The organism is Bacteroides sp. 44_46, from assembly GCF_001915465.1.
In the GTDB taxonomy this organism is placed as follows: Bacteria; Bacteroidota; Bacteroidia; order Bacteroidales; family Bacteroidaceae; genus Bacteroides; species Bacteroides clarus.
Genome location: NZ_MNQO01000008.1, coordinates 35,705 through 49,870 on the forward strand (window position 1 = coordinate 35,705; position 14,166 = coordinate 49,870).

The following is a 14,166-nucleotide window of genomic DNA, read 5'->3' on the forward strand; positions in this document are numbered from 1 at the left end:
AGCGTTCGGTTTTTTGTGAAAAAGAGATTCAAAAGCTTTTTTTGTTATATCTTTGTCAGTAGAAATACAATCGGACAAATATTATGTCACATTTAGCTCCCTTGATTGCCGATTTGGCATTGATACTGATTTGCGCCGGAGTAATGACGCTGCTATTTAAGAAGTTGAAACAACCGTTGGTTTTAGGATATGTTGTGGCGGGCTTTTTAGCCAGTCCCCACATGGCCTATACGCCTTCGGTAATGGATACGGCGAATATACAGACTTGGGCGGATATCGGCGTTATTTTCCTACTGTTTGCTTTGGGGCTGGAGTTTAGCTTTAAGAAAATAGTGAAGGTGGGCGGTGCCGCCATTATTGCTGCTTGCACGATTATATTTTGTATGATATTATTGGGTGTAGCGGTAGGCACGGCGTTCGGATGGAAGCGGATGGACTGCATCTTTCTGGGCGGTATGATCGCCATGTCGTCTACTACTATTATATATAAGGCTTTTGATGATTTGGGCATGCGCAAGAAACAGTTTACGGGGTTGGTGCTCAGTGTTCTGATTCTGGAAGATATTCTGGCTATTGTTCTGATGGTTATGCTGTCCACCATGGCAGTCAGCCATAATTTTGAGGGTACGGAAATGCTGGGCAGCATAGCGAAGCTGCTGTTCTTCCTTATATTGTGGTTTGTGGTCGGTATTTACTTGATTCCTGTCCTGCTGAAAAAATGCCGCAAACTGATGAGTGAGGAAACGTTGTTGATTGTATCGCTCGGCCTTTGTTTCGGTATGGTTGTGCTGGCTGCCCATACGGGATTTTCAGCGGCATTCGGCGCTTTTATTATGGGGTCTATTCTGGCTGAAACGGTAGAAGCGGAGAGTATCGAGCGTCTGGTTAAACCGGTGAAGGATTTGTTCGGCGCCATATTTTTCGTATCCGTAGGTATGATGGTAGACCCTTTGATGATAGTGGAGTATGCCGGACCTATTGTTGTCATTACGTTGGCGGTTATTGCCGGACAGTCCTTGTTCGGAACGTTGGGAGTATTGCTTGCCGGGCAGCCGCTGAAGACGGCTATGCAATGCGGCTTTAGTTTGACGCAGATTGGCGAGTTCGCCTTTATCATCGCCTCTTTGGGAGTGTCTTTGCACGTGACAAGCCATTTTCTGTATCCTATCGTAGTAGCCGTATCGGTTATCACTACTTTTCTTACTCCTTATATGATTCGTTTTGCCGAGCCGGCTTCCAATTTTGTCGATACGCATCTGCCGGAAAGGTGGCAGAAGTTTTTGTTGCATTACGCTTCCGGTTCGCAAACGGTGAACCATGAAAGCTTATGGAAGAAACTGATACTCGCTTTGTTGCGTATTACGGTGGTTTATTCCATTGTAAGCGTGGCGGTGATAGCTATTGCATTCCGTTTTCTTGTACCGTTTTTCAAGGAAAGCTTGCCGGGCGTTTGGGGACCTTTGCTGTCCGCTCTGGTTATTATTCTGTTTATCGCTCCTTTTCTGCGGGCCATTATGATTAAGAAAAACCATTCGGTGGAATTTGTTACTTTGTGGCGCGACAGTCGGGGAAACCGTGCTCCGTTGGTGGCTACTATTGTGCTGCGAATCCTGTTGGCGGTTTCTTTCGTGATGTTTGTCATTGCCGGACTGTTTAAGTTATCGGTCGGCCTTGTTTTTGGCGTTGCGGTGCTGCTGGTTACAGTGATGATACTTTCCCGGCAGTTGAAGCGGCAGTCTATCATGATTGAGCGTACTTTCTTCCAGAATCTGCGCTTGCGGGATATGCGGGCGGAATATTTGGGTGAGAAGAAACCGGAATATGCAGGCCGTTTGCTTTCCCGTGATTTACATCTGACGGATTATGAAATACCCGGCGAATCGGCATGGGCGGGTAAGACGTTGGCGGAGTTGAACTTTGGTAAACGCTATGGAGTGCATGTGGTTTCTATTCTTCGCGGACGTAAGCGGATAAATATTCCCGGAGCTTCGGTACGTCTTTTTCCTCTGGATAAGATACAGGTTATCGCTACCGATGAGGAGTTGAATGTATTTGGCGAAGAGATGGATAGACTTTCAACGGTAGCTACGGACGTTGTGGAAAAAAGCGAGATGATATTACGTCAGTTGCGCATCGACGCTAATTCTCCTTTTCTGGGTAAAACATTGAAAGACGCGGGCATACGTGAAAAGTACCACTGTCTGATTGTAGGTGTGGAGCGGGGAGAGGAGACTTTGCACGCTCCCGACGTGCACGAGCCTTTTGTAGCAGGGGATGTAGTGTGGATTGTCGGCGAAAATGTTGATGTGTATAAATTAGTCGGCGAAAATGATGAAAATGTAGACCTGTAATATTAAGAGAACGATTATCTTTGTCCTGTAAATATAAACTAAAAAAAGTATATCATGAAAAGCGATCCGAAAGAATGTCTGTATTGCCAGAATAATGAAACGTTGCATAATCTGATGATTGAGATTGCGCAGCTTAGTGTATCACGTGTTTTCCTCTTTAAGGAACAAACTTATCGTGGGCGTTGCCTCGTGGCCTATAAAGACCATGTTAACGATTTGAATGAGTTGAGCGATGAGGAACGTAATGCTTTTATGGCTGATGTAGCCCGTGTAACTCGTGCCATGCAGAAAGCGTTTAATCCGGAGAAGATTAATTACGGCGCATACTCGGACAAATTGTCTCATCTCCACTTCCATTTGGCACCGAAATATGTAGACGGTCCCGATTATGGAGGTACTTTCCAAATGAATCCGGGAAAAGTGTATCTGACGGATGCCGAATATCAGGAGTTGATTGAGGCGGTGAGAAGTAAACTTTAAAAAAATAATGAAGTATAAGGTATAAACTTGCGATGAATCTGATTTATGAATTACGAATGGGTATGTAATATCACGGCGCAGCCGTTTATACCTTATACTTTATTTTATACTTCATATTTTATTTAAAATCTTGTCCATTACCCAGTTTGTCAGTGTTGCGCTTTCGCCATCGCAACTACAGATTGATTTGCCAAGCAGATGGTCTACAACAGCTTGAATAAGTGGTTGCTGTACGTAAACAGGGTTCTCAACCGGGATTTCTTCTCTTCCTCTCTCGGTATGTAAAGCTATGGGATCATAGGTAAATACGGAGAAACATATCATTCCTTTGTCTCCGATAATCTCGATACGGTCTTCTCGTGCCGATTCGTGGGCAACGAAGCACCACGAGCCGCTACCCACCAGTCCGCTGTCAAATTGGAAACAAGCGCTGAGGGTGTCTTCGGCGGGATATAGTCCGCCGCGATTACTTTTGTATCCGTTGGCTTCAAGGATGTAGCCGAACATATCTTGCAGTATATCTATCTGGTGCGGAGCTAAATCATAAAAATAACCGCCGCCGGCAATATCCGGTTGTACGCGCCACGGCAGATTCTCCTTATTATAGTCCAAGTCGCGGGGCGGCTGTGCAAAGCGGATTTGTATGTTGATGATATTTCCTATTGCGCCTTCTTCCACCAATGACTTCACTTTCAGGAAGTAAGGGAGATAACGGCGGTAATAAGCTACAAAACAGGGTATGCCGGTTTCCTTGGAGATGCGGTTGATGCGGCAACACTCTTCATAGGTCACTGCCATAGGCTTTTCTATGTATACGGGCTTGCCGGCCTTCATGGACATGATGGCATACGTAGCGTGAGAAGAGGGTGGGGTAGCGATGTATACGGCATTTACCTCCTCGTCATTAATCAACTCCTGCGCGTCGTTGTACCATTTGGCAATACCTCTCTCTTTGGCGTAAGTTTTGGCTTTGGAAATATCCCGGCTCATTACGGCCACTACTTCGGAGTGCTCAATCTTCTGAAAGGCAGGTCCGCTTTTGTATTTGGTTACTTCTCCACAGCCAATAAATCCCCATTTTATTATTTTCTCGCTCATACACTTATAATATTATTCTTCAAAGTCGAAATCAAAATCAAAGTCATCCATAAATTCCGGCGCGGTAAAATCTTCCAGTTCGCGGCGATCCTTTTTGGTGGGGCGTCCTGTTCCTTTGGCGCGGTTGATAAAGCCGCTGACCTTACTCATTTCCAATAATTCGTATTGGTCGGGAGTGGTTACGTTTTCCATCATTTCGGGAACGAGCTTGGCGCCTACACGCTTTTCAATGGATTGTAATACTTTAAAGGAATAGGTAACCGGCGGCTTGCGTACTTGTATTACATCTCCCGGCTTCACCATACGGGCTGCCTTTGCAAGCGCGCCGTTAATGCTGATACGCCCTTTCTTGCAGGCTTCGGCCGCAATGGTACGTGTTTTGAATATGCGTACGGCCCACATCCATTTGTCTATTCTTGCTTCGCTCATTTTTTATTAAACTGATTCATTGTAATGTCGATGCCGGCAAGGCAGAAACTTTTGATGATTTCGCCGGCTGTTTTCAGGCGTTCGTCCATTGTTTTCCAATCCTCGTCCGTGAAATGTCCCAATACGAAGTCTATCTGTCCGCCACGGGGAAAATCGTTACCGATGCCAAAGCGCAGGCGGGCGTAGTTTTGAGTTCCCAGTGTTGCTGCGATATGCTTCAGACCATTATGTCCCGCATCGCTTCCCTTTCCTTTCAGCCGTAGAGTTCCAAAAGGCAACGCCAAATCGTCTACCACTATTAATACGTTTTCCAATGGAATGTTTTCTTTTTGCATCCAGTAACGTACGGCGTTTCCGCTCAGGTTCATAAAGGTGGACGGTTTCAGTAATACCAGTTGCCGTCCTTTGACGGATATTGTAGCCGTGAAACCGTAACGTCCGTCGTTAAAGGTCGCTCCGGCTGTTTTGGCTAAAGCATCTACTGCCATGAAACCTATGTTATGGCGGGTTTCGTGGTATTCGGGGCCGATATTACCTAATCCGACAATTAGATATTTCATTCTTTCTATTCTTACTTTGATGATAATTTAGATAAAAGAGGAACGCGGATTATCGCAGCTGTCCGCGGATATGAAATCTGCGTCGTCTGCGTTAATCCGCGTTCCGGAATATCTTGTTTTCTTGCTAAGAAAGCGCTGATTAGTTGTTGGCAGCAGCTGCCGCAGCACCTCTTGCAGCACGAGTCAGCTTAACAGCACATACAACGGCTTCTTTAGCATTCAACAGTTCCAGACCTTCGTAGCTCAGCTCGCCTACTTTCACTGTCTTACCCAATCCCAGGTGAGATACGTTGATAATCAGTTTTTCAGGGATAGCGTTGTACAAGGCTTTTACTTTCAGTTTACGCATTTGCAGAGTCAGCTTACCACCGGCTTTCACACCTTCTGCCAGACCTTCCATTTGTACGGGAACTTCCATAACGATAGGTTTAGCTTCGTCAATCTGATAGAAGTCAACGTGCAGAATAGTATCTTTTACCGGGTGGAATTGGATATCTTTCAAGATAGCGTTTACTTTCTTGCCATCGATGATTAGGTCAACCACGTAGATGTGCGGAGTGTAAACCAAGTTACGCAGACCTTCTGCCGGTACGGTGAAATGAACGTTTTCGCCCGCTCCGTAGAGTACGCAAGGTACGCCGTTGTCTTTACGAATAGCTTTCAAAGCTCTTGCTTGTTCCGAAGAACGTTCTGCAATAGTTCTTGCAGTTCCTTTTACTTCAATAGATCTCATTTTCTTAAAATTTTTGTGTTACTCTAAATTAAGTAGATTATTGCTTAATTCACCATCACACGATGTGGTTCACCACACGATGTTGCAAAAAGCGGTGCAAAAGTACAGCTTCTTTTTGAATTATCAAAAGGTTGCCCCTTAAAAATCAATATCTATTTTAATTTCTCCGTCAAGCTGGGACTCTTTTTCCTCCTGTTCTGCAGCCGGCTGTTCATTGGCCGGCAACTCTTCATTGTCGTTGTGACGCGCATAACACCCTTGCTGCTCCTGGATAAAGCCAATAGCTTGTTGCAGGCCGTTCATGAATTTCTCGAAATCTTCTTTGTACAAAAAGATTTTATGTTTCTCAAAACTTACTTGAGAATCATCGCCTTCACCCATTACCACTTTTTTGCTTTCGGTGATGGCAAGGAACATTTCATCCTTTCTGTTTTTCTTAACGTCTAAATAGTAGATGCGCTTACCTGCTTTAATGGATTGGGAGAATACTATCTCTTTATCGTTCACGTCCAGCCCACTTTTCTTTTTAAAGTCTTCCATATTTTAGCTATCTTGTTGTAATCGGGTTCAAAATTGACGATTTTTTTTAAACTGTCAAAAGAAAAAGCCCGGATAATGATTATCTGCATTAAAAAATGTGATTTATTTATGTAAACTCATTAAAAATATCTACTTTTGCCCCTCGTTAAAACACCAGTATTTACTTTAGTTATGATAAACAGAGTTCTTATTCGTCTTAAGATTATACAAATTGTATATGCTTATTATCAGAATGGCAGCAAAAATTTAGATGCCGCGGAAAAAGAGTTGTTCTTTAGCCTTTCCAAAGCCTATGACCTCTACAACTACCTGCTTATGTTGATGATAGCCCTGACGAACTACGCACAAAAGCGCATTGATGCGGCAAAAGCAAAATTGGCTCCCACGGCCGACGAGTTGTATCCGAACATGAAGTTCGTAGAAAACAAATTCATTTCCCAGTTGGAAGTAAACAACCAGTTGATGGATTTTATCTCCAATCAGAAACGTACTTGGGCGAATGATGAAGATTTTGTCAAAGGATTATTCGAAAAGATTGTAGCTTCCGATATATATAAGGAATATATGGCTTCTTCTGAAAATACGTACGAGGACGATCGCGAATTGTGGAGAAAGCTTTATAAGACCTTTATTTTCAATAATGAGGAACTCGATGTTTTGCTCGAAGATCAAAGTCTTTACTGGAATGATGATAAAGAAATTGTTGATACATTCGTTCTGAAAACAATCAAACGTTTTGATGAGAAGAATGGTGCGAATCAGGCTTTGCTTCCCGAATTTAAGGATGATGAAGACCAGGAGTTCGCCCGTCGCCTGTTCCGTCGCACTATTTTGAATTGCGATTATTACCGCCATCTTATCAGTGAAAATACGCGCAACTGGGATTTGGATCGCGTAGCTTTCATGGACGTGGTTATCATGCAGTGCGCATTGGCGGAAATATTGAGTTTCCCGAACATTCCCGTTAGTGTTTCGTTAAATGAGTATGTAGACATTGCCAAAGTATACAGCACTACTAAGAGCGGTAGTTTTGTCAATGGAACCTTAGACGGAATAGTTAAGGAATTGAAAAAAGAAGGGAAGTTATCGAAAAACTGATACCTTTGTTGAATAATAAAAACTAAAACGGAATATTTATGAATTTAATGACTGTATTCTTCCTGCAAGCTCCTGCTGCAGGCCCGGACGGAAGCATGATGTGGATTTTACTGATAGCTATGTTTGTTATCATGTATTTCTTTATGATTCGCCCGCAAAATAAAAAGCAAAAAGAAATCGCGAACTTTCGTAAATCACTGCAAGTGAACCAAAAGGTTATTACTGCCGGCGGTATTCACGGTATCATCAAGGAAATTAACGATAATGACGTAGTACTTGAGATTGCTTCTAACGTTAAAATCCATATTGACAAGAATTCTATTTTTGCCGCAGCTGCTGATGCAAACAGCAGTCAGGCTTCTAAATAAATAGATGTGAGCCTATGTTTGAGCGTAGGAACATAAAACGTATTTATTTAAATATAACCGGAAAAACAAAGGACTTTCTGCTCAGTGATAAGAGCAGAGAGTTCTTTGTTTTTTTATTTTTCTTCTTTATAGCCGGTGGTTTTTGGTTGTTGCAGACATTGAACAATGATTACGAAGCGGAGTTTTCCATTCCGGTGCGTCTGCGTGGCGTACCCAATAATACGATGATTACTTCGGAACCGGCTTCCGAACTTCGTATTAAAGTGAAAGATAAGGGAACCGTTCTGCTCAATTACATGTTGGGAAAGAGTTTCTATCCGGTTACGCTCGATTTCTCCGATTATAAAGGTACGGATAATCATGTACGCGTTTATGCCTCTCAATTTGAAAAGAAGATACTAAGTCAGTTGAATGTTTCTACGCGTCTGCTTTCCATGAAGCCGGATACATTGGAGTATATTTATGCAACGGGGATGTCAAAGTTGGTACCTGTCAAATTATCGGGAACGGTCAGCGCCGGTCGCCAGTATTATTTATCGGATACGGTGTTTAAACCGGATTCGGTTTTGGCATATGCGCCGGAAGGAGTATTGGATACGATAACCGCTGCCTATACGCAACAGGTTAAGCTGGAGAATATCTCCGATACATTACGGCGGCAGGTGTCTTTGCTTACCTTGCGGGGAGTGAAGTTTGTACCCGCTTCTATTGAAATGATGCTTCCTGTGGATATTTATACGGAAAAAACGGTGGAAGTGCCGCTGCATGGTGTAAATTTCCCTGCGGATAAAGTGTTGCGCGCTTTCCCGTCTAAGGTTCAAGTGACTTTTCAGGTAGGCCTCAGTCGCTTTCGTCAAATAACCGCAGATGATTTTCATATCAATGTCTCCTATGAGGAGCTGCTGCGTTTGGGCTCGGACAAATATACTGTAAAGTTGAAGAATGTTCCGGAAGGAGTGAATCAGGTGCGCTTTAATCCGGAACAGGTCGATTTTCTCATAGAGCAAATTTCCCCTTCATTATGACCGTCAGGATAGGTATAACCGGTGGTATTGGCAGCGGTAAAAGTGTTGTATCCCGATTGCTGGAAGTGATGGGGATACCTGTCTATATCTCCGATATGGAAACCAAACAACTTATGGTGGCGGATAATCGTATCCGCGGCGAGTTGATCGCTCTGTTGGGTGAGGAGGTATATGTCGGTGGAATATTGAATAAAACTTTGCTTGCTTCTTACCTTTTCGGTAGCCCCGAACATGCCCGGCAAGTTAACGGCATTGTTCATCCGCGTGTAAAAGAGGATTTCAGACAGTGGGTCCGGCAGCATGCGGGTTGTTCGATGGCGGGTATCGAGTCCGCTATTTTGATAGAAGCGGGGTTTGCAGGTGAGGTAGATGCGGTCGTTATGGTGTATGCCCCCGAAGAAGTGCGGGTACAACGTGCCATGAAACGGGATGCTTCCTCGCGTGAACTGATAGAAAGGCGCATTCGTAGCCAGATGAGCGATGAAGAAAAACGTATGCGAGCGGATTTTGTGATAGTGAATGATGGTGAAACACCGTTAATTCCGCAGGTTTTAGCTTTAATCACTTTCCTGTCTCAAAATAATACCTATCTTTGCCCACCGAAAAAATAACTACTAATTACAAAAACAGAATATACTATGTTGAAGACTATTTTGTCTATTTCCGGTAAGCCGGGATTGTATAAGCTCATTTCTCAGGGAAAGAATATGTTGATTGTCGAGTCGTTGGTTGATAAGAAACGTTTTCCGGCTTACGGCAATGAAAAGATTATCTCTTTAGGCGATATTGCCATGTATACGGATGCAGAGGAAGTGCCTTTGAAAGACGTACTTCTTTCAATGAAGAAAAAAGAGAACGGCGCCGCTGTGGCGTTGGATGTGAAAAAGGCTTCCGTGAAAGAACTTCAGGCTTATTTGGCGGAAGTGTTGCCTAACTTTGACCGCGACCGCGTATATGTATCGGATATTAAAAAACTGATTTCCTGGTATAACCTGCTGGTGGCAAGTGGCATGACCGACTTTGAAGAAGCATCTGAAGCTGCTGCCGAAGAGACTAAAGAGGCAACCGCAGAATAATTATACTCCATTTTGAGGTTTAAAAAAGAAAGGTGTATGAGAGGCCGCTTCTCATACACCTTTCTTTTTAAGTCCGATTGGCTGTCAGTTTCTGAACACCAATCCGTCTTTCGTTCTATCGGCATCCACCGTAATCGGTTTGCTGCGGTCAACCTCTTGCGACAACAGCTTCTTGGACAAGTCGTTCAGTAAATAATGCTGGATAGCACGTTTCACCGGACGGGCGCCGAATTCAGGATCGTATCCCGCATTGGCAAGGAAGTCTATGGCGGCATCGGTCAATACCAGTTCCACACCGTTTGCGGACAACATTTTTTGTACGCTCTTGATTTGGAGTACAACAATCTGTTTGATTTCCTTTTCTGTCAACGGCAAGAACATGATTGTCTCGTCGATACGGTTCAGGAACTCCGGACGAATCGTCTTTTTCAGCATATTCATCACTTCCTTCTTGGTTTCTTCTACAATTTCTTCCTTGTTGGAGCCGTTCAGTTTTTCCATCTGGCTTTGAATGTATCCGCTACCCATATTGGAGGTCATGATGATAATGGTATTTTTGAAGTTTACGGTACGTCCCTTATTATCCGTCAAACGCCCGTCGTCCAGTACCTGCAACAGGATATTGAATACATCCGGGTGCGCTTTCTCGATTTCATCGAACAGTACGACGGAGTAGGGCTTACGGCGTACGGCTTCCGTCAGCTGACCGCCTTCATCGTATCCTACATATCCCGGAGGCGCTCCTACCAGACGGGAAACACTGTGCTTCTCCTGATATTCACTCATGTCGATACGCGTCATCATCGTTTCATCGTCAAACAGGAACTCGGCGAGTGCCTTGGCAAGTTCCGTCTTACCTACGCCGGTCGTACCGAGAAAGAGGAACGAGCCGATAGGGCGTTTCGGATCCTGTAATCCTGCACGGCTGCGACGCACGGCATCGGCTACCGCCTCAATGGCTTCATCCTGACCTATTACGCGCTGATGCAGTTCGTCTTCCAGATGCAGCAGCTTGTCCTTTTCACTTTGCAGCATCTTGCTTACCGGTATGCCCGTCCAGCGGGAAACCACATCGGCGATGTCCTCGGCATCGACTTCTTCTTTAATCATTGCCTTGTCACCCTGCATCTCGTGCAGTTTCTGCTGCGTTTCTTCAATTTCCTGATTCAACGCTTGCAGTTTGCCGTAACGTATTTCGGCAACCTTTCCGTAATCGCCTTCACGTTCCGCCTTGTCGGCCTCAAACTTCAAATTCTCTATTTCGACCTTGTTCTGTTGAATCTTGTTGACCAGCGTCTTTTCGCTTTGCCACTTCGCCTTGTACGACTTTTCCTGCTCTTTCAGTTCGGCAAGTTCCTTACCGATTTGCTCGAGTTTGGGTTGGTCGTTTTCACGTTTAATGGCTTCCCGCTCAATCTCCAGTTGTTTGATTTTACGTGAAATCTCATCCAGTTCTTCCGGTACGGAGTCTACTTCCATACGGAGCTTGGCGGCTGCTTCATCCATTAGGTCGATAGCCTTATCCGGCAAGAAACGGTCGGTGATGTAACGGTTGCTCAGCTCTACGGCGGCAATGATGGCGTCATCTTTAATCCGTACGTGGTGGTGATTTTCATAACGCTCTTTCAAACCGCGGAGAATGGAAATTGTACTCAACGTATCCGGTTCGTTCACCATGACGATTTGGAAACGGCGCTCCAAAGCCTTGTCCTTTTCAAAATACTTTTGATACTCGTCAAGAGTGGTAGCGCCGATACTTCTCAGTTCGCCACGTGCCAGGGCGGGCTTCAGGATATTGGCGGCATCCATCGCTCCCTCACCTTTGCCGGCGCCTACCAGTGTGTGGATTTCATCGATAAACAGAATAATATCTCCTTCCGACTTCTTCACTTCATTGATAACGGCCTTCAAACGTTCCTCGAATTCACCCTTATATTTGGCTCCTGCAACCAGTGCGCCCATATCCAGTGAATAAACCTGTTTGTTTTTCAGGTTTTCGGGTACGTCACCTCTTAGAATACGGTGTGCAAGCCCCTCTACAATCGCTGTTTTACCGGTACCCGGTTCACCTATTAATATAGGGTTGTTCTTGGTGCGGCGACTCAGGATTTGCAATACCCGGCGGATTTCTTCATCACGGCCGATTACAGGATCCAGCTTGCCGCTTCGTGCCGCTTCGTTCAAATTGATGGCATACTTCTCTAATGACTGATACGTATCTTCGCTGGATTGCGAAGTAACCTTTTCACCTTTCCGCAATTCATTGATTGCATTACGCAATTCTTTTTCCGTCATCCCGGCATCCTTGAGGATAGTGGAGGCGGTACTTTTTACGTTCAGTAAAGCCAGCAGAATCGGTTCCAGCGAAACGAATTCATCACCCATTTCTTTGGAATACTGGGTGGCTTTTTGAAACACTTCATTAGTCTCACGGCTCAGATAAGGCTCTCCACCCGATACTTTCGGCAGTGAGTCGACCTGCTTGTCCAGTACGAGCGCGATTTGTTGCCCGTTCATGCCCAACTTTTGGAAGATGAAGTTGGTGACATTTTCACCTACCTTCATCACGCTCTGAAGCAAGTGTACGGGTTCGATGGCTTGTTGCCCCCGTGCCTGCGTCAGGTTTACGGCCTCTTGTACGGCTTCCTGCGCTTTGATGGTAAAATTGTTAAAGTTCATATCTTGTTCTCCTTTCTATTTTTATCAGATTCATAACACCTCAAAGGGCGCAAAAGATTTGCCAGCTGCAGAAATGAGACAAAATTTCAGTTAATAGAAGAAAATGAATGTCAAAATGGCTGATTTGCGACAAATGGCTTTTATCTGAGAAACTTTTTGTACCTTTACTCCCTCAATAAATATGCGATTATGGAAAATGCCCGAATAAAACTTTCCGAAACGGTAATGGTGATAGACGTTGCCTACCTGAACTTTGTTATAAATGATTTGAAGAAGTATTTTGAACCTCTGTTGGGACGTTCTTTACAGACGGTGGATTTGGCGCTCTTTACCATGTATCTGGCTATGGATGCCGGAGTAAAAGGAAGTGATAACGATGTGCAGATACTGCTGGTGTATGATGAACAGTCCGGAAAATTGGAGCATTGCCTGCCGTCCGACCTGAAAAGCGAATTGGACGGAGTGGCCTTCAAAGCCTCTTTGGGTGAGTTCAGTTTTATGGCTGTGCCTTCAGAGGGTTTTGTGTCCCGCGGAGACTTATATCTTGATTTGCTGCAGATAGTCTTAAATTCTGCCGAGGTGAAGAAACTGGTTGCAGTTCCTTTTAATGAGGAGTATGGCAAAGAGGTGGAAGATGTATTGAAGGAATTTACGGCAGAAGGCTCCGGGCGCAAAGAGAATGCAAAAGATATTGTTTATTTCCGTATGGAAGAGCCTGAGGCTCCGGCGGTATGTCATTGGGAAATGTTGGGATATCCGCTGATGTCGGTATTGGGTATCAGAAGCGAAGATTTGCAGAATAATTAATCATACTAATTCATTGTGCCGTGAGTGATTTTCGTTTAAAAGTGTTCCAGTCTGTCGCGAAGAACCTGAGTTTTACGAAAGCTTCGCAAGAATTGTTTGTCAGCCAGCCTGCCATAACCAAGCATATACAAGAGTTGGAGGCTGCTTATCAGACGCGTTTGTTTGACCGCCAGGGTAGCAGAATCTCATTAACGGATTCGGGTAAGTTGCTTTTGGAACATTGCGAACGGATTCTGGAAGATTACAAACGGTTGGAATACGAAATGCACTTGTTGCATAATGAATATACAGGCGGTTTGAAGCTGGGCGCCAGTACCACCATTGCCCAATATGTGTTACCGCCTTTGCTTGCCAGTTTCATCGGTAAATTTCCACAAGTTAATTTATCGTTGCTGAACGGTAATTCCAGAGAGATAGAAGCCGCTTTGCAGGAGCATCGCATTGATTTAGGTTTTGTCGAAGGGGTATTCCGATTGCCTAACATTAAATATACCACTTTTCTGGAAGACGAACTGGTAGCGGTGGTTCGTACGGGCAGTAGACTTACGGTGGGAGAGGAGATAACCCCCGAAGAGCTGTTGCATCTGCCTCTGGTGCTTCGCGAAAGAGGTTCGGGAACATTGGACGTTTTTGAGCGTGCCTTGCAGCAACATAATATAAAGTTATCCTCTTTACAGGTTTTGATGTATTTGGGAAGTACGGAAAGCATCAAGCTCTTTTTGGAGCACACGGATTGTCTGGGCATTGTTTCTATTCGTTCCATTACACGTGAATTGTATTCAGGACAGTTGCGTGTCGTTGAAATTAAGGGAATGCCTATGTTGCGCGATTTTAGCTTTGCACAACCTCAGGGACAAGAAAGCGGTTTGGCGCAAGTATTCATGCAGTTTGCCATGCACAATAACAATAAGTTATAGTATAT

The 14,166-nt window shown here is 44.5% G+C and carries 15 protein-coding genes; 9 read left to right on the forward strand and 6 right to left on the reverse strand.

Features of this window, described 5'->3' with window-relative positions:
- Positions 1–83: 83 nt before the first annotated feature.
- Complete coding sequence (locus tag BHV73_RS04025) at positions 84–2,351, forward strand: monovalent cation:proton antiporter family protein (RefSeq protein ID WP_087412552.1); 2,268 nt, start codon at positions 84–86, stop codon at positions 2,349–2,351.
- Between the two features lie 54 nt (positions 2,352–2,405).
- Positions 2,406–2,831 carry an HIT family protein gene (locus BHV73_RS04030; protein ID WP_009121457.1) on the forward strand — a complete coding sequence of 142 codons (426 nt, stop codon included), beginning with the start codon at positions 2,406–2,408 and terminating at the stop codon, positions 2,829–2,831.
- 111 nt (positions 2,832–2,942) lie between these two features.
- On the opposite strand, the gene BHV73_RS04035 is transcribed toward BHV73_RS04030, so the two are convergent.
- The 5 genes from BHV73_RS04035 to BHV73_RS04055 all read right to left on the reverse strand — a co-directional run bounded on the left by BHV73_RS04035 (position 2,943) and on the right by BHV73_RS04055 (position 6,191).
- Entirely contained in the window at positions 2,943–3,929 is a 987-nt protein-coding gene (locus BHV73_RS04035) for a Gfo/Idh/MocA family protein (protein ID WP_009121458.1), read from the reverse strand.
- Between the two features lie 12 nt (positions 3,930–3,941).
- Complete coding sequence (locus BHV73_RS04040) at positions 3,942–4,358, reverse strand: RNA-binding S4 domain-containing protein (RefSeq protein ID WP_009121459.1); 417 nt, start codon at positions 4,356–4,358, stop codon at positions 3,942–3,944.
- Positions 4,355–4,918: an aminoacyl-tRNA hydrolase gene (gene pth, locus BHV73_RS04045; protein ID WP_009121460.1), complete on the reverse strand. Its 564-nt coding sequence runs from the start codon at positions 4,916–4,918 to the stop codon at positions 4,355–4,357. The genes BHV73_RS04040 and pth overlap by 4 nt, the downstream gene beginning before the upstream one ends.
- 139 nt (positions 4,919–5,057) lie before the next feature.
- Entirely contained in the window at positions 5,058–5,651 is a 594-nt protein-coding gene (locus BHV73_RS04050) for a 50S ribosomal protein L25/general stress protein Ctc (RefSeq protein WP_009121461.1), read from the reverse strand.
- Positions 5,652–5,789: 138 nt separating this feature from the next.
- Positions 5,790–6,191, reverse strand: a complete 402-nt coding sequence (locus BHV73_RS04055) for a PUR family DNA/RNA-binding protein (protein WP_087412551.1) — start codon at positions 6,189–6,191, stop codon at positions 5,790–5,792.
- A gap of 171 nt (positions 6,192–6,362) precedes the next feature.
- Here BHV73_RS04055 and nusB point away from each other — a divergent pair, with 171 nt between their 5' ends.
- Genes nusB through BHV73_RS04080 form a run of 5 tightly spaced genes read left to right on the forward strand, consistent with a single transcriptional unit; the run spans position 6,363 to position 9,758 of the window.
- On the forward strand, positions 6,363–7,289 hold the full coding sequence (gene nusB, locus BHV73_RS04060) for a transcription antitermination factor NusB (RefSeq protein WP_009121464.1): 927 nt from the start codon (positions 6,363–6,365) through the stop codon (positions 7,287–7,289).
- 38 nt (positions 7,290–7,327) lie between these two features.
- A complete protein-coding gene (yajC, locus tag BHV73_RS04065) occupies positions 7,328–7,657 on the forward strand; it encodes a preprotein translocase subunit YajC (protein ID WP_009121465.1) in 330 nt (109 codons plus the stop codon).
- 14 nt (positions 7,658–7,671) lie between these two features.
- On the forward strand, positions 7,672–8,682 hold the full coding sequence (locus BHV73_RS04070) for a CdaR family protein (protein ID WP_087412550.1): 1,011 nt from the start codon (positions 7,672–7,674) through the stop codon (positions 8,680–8,682).
- Positions 8,679–9,293, forward strand: a complete 615-nt coding sequence (gene coaE, locus BHV73_RS04075; protein ID WP_009121467.1) for a dephospho-CoA kinase — start codon at positions 8,679–8,681, stop codon at positions 9,291–9,293. Before BHV73_RS04070 ends, coaE begins: the two co-directional genes overlap by 4 nt.
- Positions 9,294–9,320: 27 nt before the next feature.
- Complete coding sequence (locus BHV73_RS04080) at positions 9,321–9,758, forward strand: DUF5606 family protein (RefSeq protein WP_009121468.1); 438 nt, start codon at positions 9,321–9,323, stop codon at positions 9,756–9,758.
- Positions 9,759–9,842: 84 nt separating this feature from the next.
- Here the strand turns inward: BHV73_RS04080 and clpB are convergent, their stop codons facing one another.
- The gene (clpB, locus tag BHV73_RS04085) at positions 9,843–12,437 is read right to left on the reverse strand and encodes an ATP-dependent chaperone ClpB (RefSeq protein ID WP_022219594.1); all 2,595 of its coding nucleotides are present in this window, start codon (positions 12,435–12,437) and stop codon (positions 9,843–9,845) included.
- A gap of 189 nt (positions 12,438–12,626) precedes the next feature.
- Between clpB and BHV73_RS04090 the strand changes: the two genes are divergently transcribed.
- On the forward strand, positions 12,627–13,244 hold the full coding sequence (locus BHV73_RS04090; RefSeq protein ID WP_206422511.1) for a DUF6621 family protein: 618 nt from the start codon (positions 12,627–12,629) through the stop codon (positions 13,242–13,244).
- Positions 13,245–13,264: 20 nt separating this feature from the next.
- Positions 13,265–14,161, forward strand: a complete 897-nt coding sequence (locus tag BHV73_RS04095; protein WP_009121471.1) for a LysR family transcriptional regulator — start codon at positions 13,265–13,267, stop codon at positions 14,159–14,161.
- The last annotated feature ends 5 nt before the right edge of the window (positions 14,162–14,166 follow it).

What these genes read in the sequence shown, in the direction of transcription:
- BHV73_RS04070 (WP_087412550.1), top strand. Translation starts at nt 7,672, where the DNA reads ATGTTTGAGCGTAGGAACATAAAACGTATTTATTTAAATATAACCGGA.
- pth (WP_009121460.1), bottom strand. Translation starts at nt 4,918, where the DNA reads ATGAAATATCTAATTGTCGGATTAGGTAATATCGGCCCCGAATACCAC.
- BHV73_RS04030 (WP_009121457.1), top strand. Translation starts at nt 2,406, where the DNA reads ATGAAAAGCGATCCGAAAGAATGTCTGTATTGCCAGAATAATGAAACG.
- clpB (WP_022219594.1), bottom strand. Translation starts at nt 12,437, where the DNA reads ATGAACTTTAACAATTTTACCATCAAAGCGCAGGAAGCCGTACAAGAG.
- BHV73_RS04040 (WP_009121459.1), bottom strand. Translation starts at nt 4,358, where the DNA reads ATGAGCGAAGCAAGAATAGACAAATGGATGTGGGCCGTACGCATATTC.
- BHV73_RS04025 (WP_087412552.1), top strand. Translation starts at nt 84, where the DNA reads ATGTCACATTTAGCTCCCTTGATTGCCGATTTGGCATTGATACTGATT.
- BHV73_RS04080 (WP_009121468.1), top strand. Translation starts at nt 9,321, where the DNA reads ATGTTGAAGACTATTTTGTCTATTTCCGGTAAGCCGGGATTGTATAAG.
- nusB (WP_009121464.1), top strand. Translation starts at nt 6,363, where the DNA reads ATGATAAACAGAGTTCTTATTCGTCTTAAGATTATACAAATTGTATAT.
- yajC (WP_009121465.1), top strand. Translation starts at nt 7,328, where the DNA reads ATGAATTTAATGACTGTATTCTTCCTGCAAGCTCCTGCTGCAGGCCCG.
- BHV73_RS04055 (WP_087412551.1), bottom strand. Translation starts at nt 6,191, where the DNA reads ATGGAAGACTTTAAAAAGAAAAGTGGGCTGGACGTGAACGATAAAGAG.
- BHV73_RS04035 (WP_009121458.1), bottom strand. Translation starts at nt 3,929, where the DNA reads ATGAGCGAGAAAATAATAAAATGGGGATTTATTGGCTGTGGAGAAGTA.
- BHV73_RS04050 (WP_009121461.1), bottom strand. Translation starts at nt 5,651, where the DNA reads ATGAGATCTATTGAAGTAAAAGGAACTGCAAGAACTATTGCAGAACGT.
- BHV73_RS04090 (WP_206422511.1), top strand. Translation starts at nt 12,627, where the DNA reads ATGGAAAATGCCCGAATAAAACTTTCCGAAACGGTAATGGTGATAGAC.
- coaE (WP_009121467.1), top strand. Translation starts at nt 8,679, where the DNA reads ATGACCGTCAGGATAGGTATAACCGGTGGTATTGGCAGCGGTAAAAGT.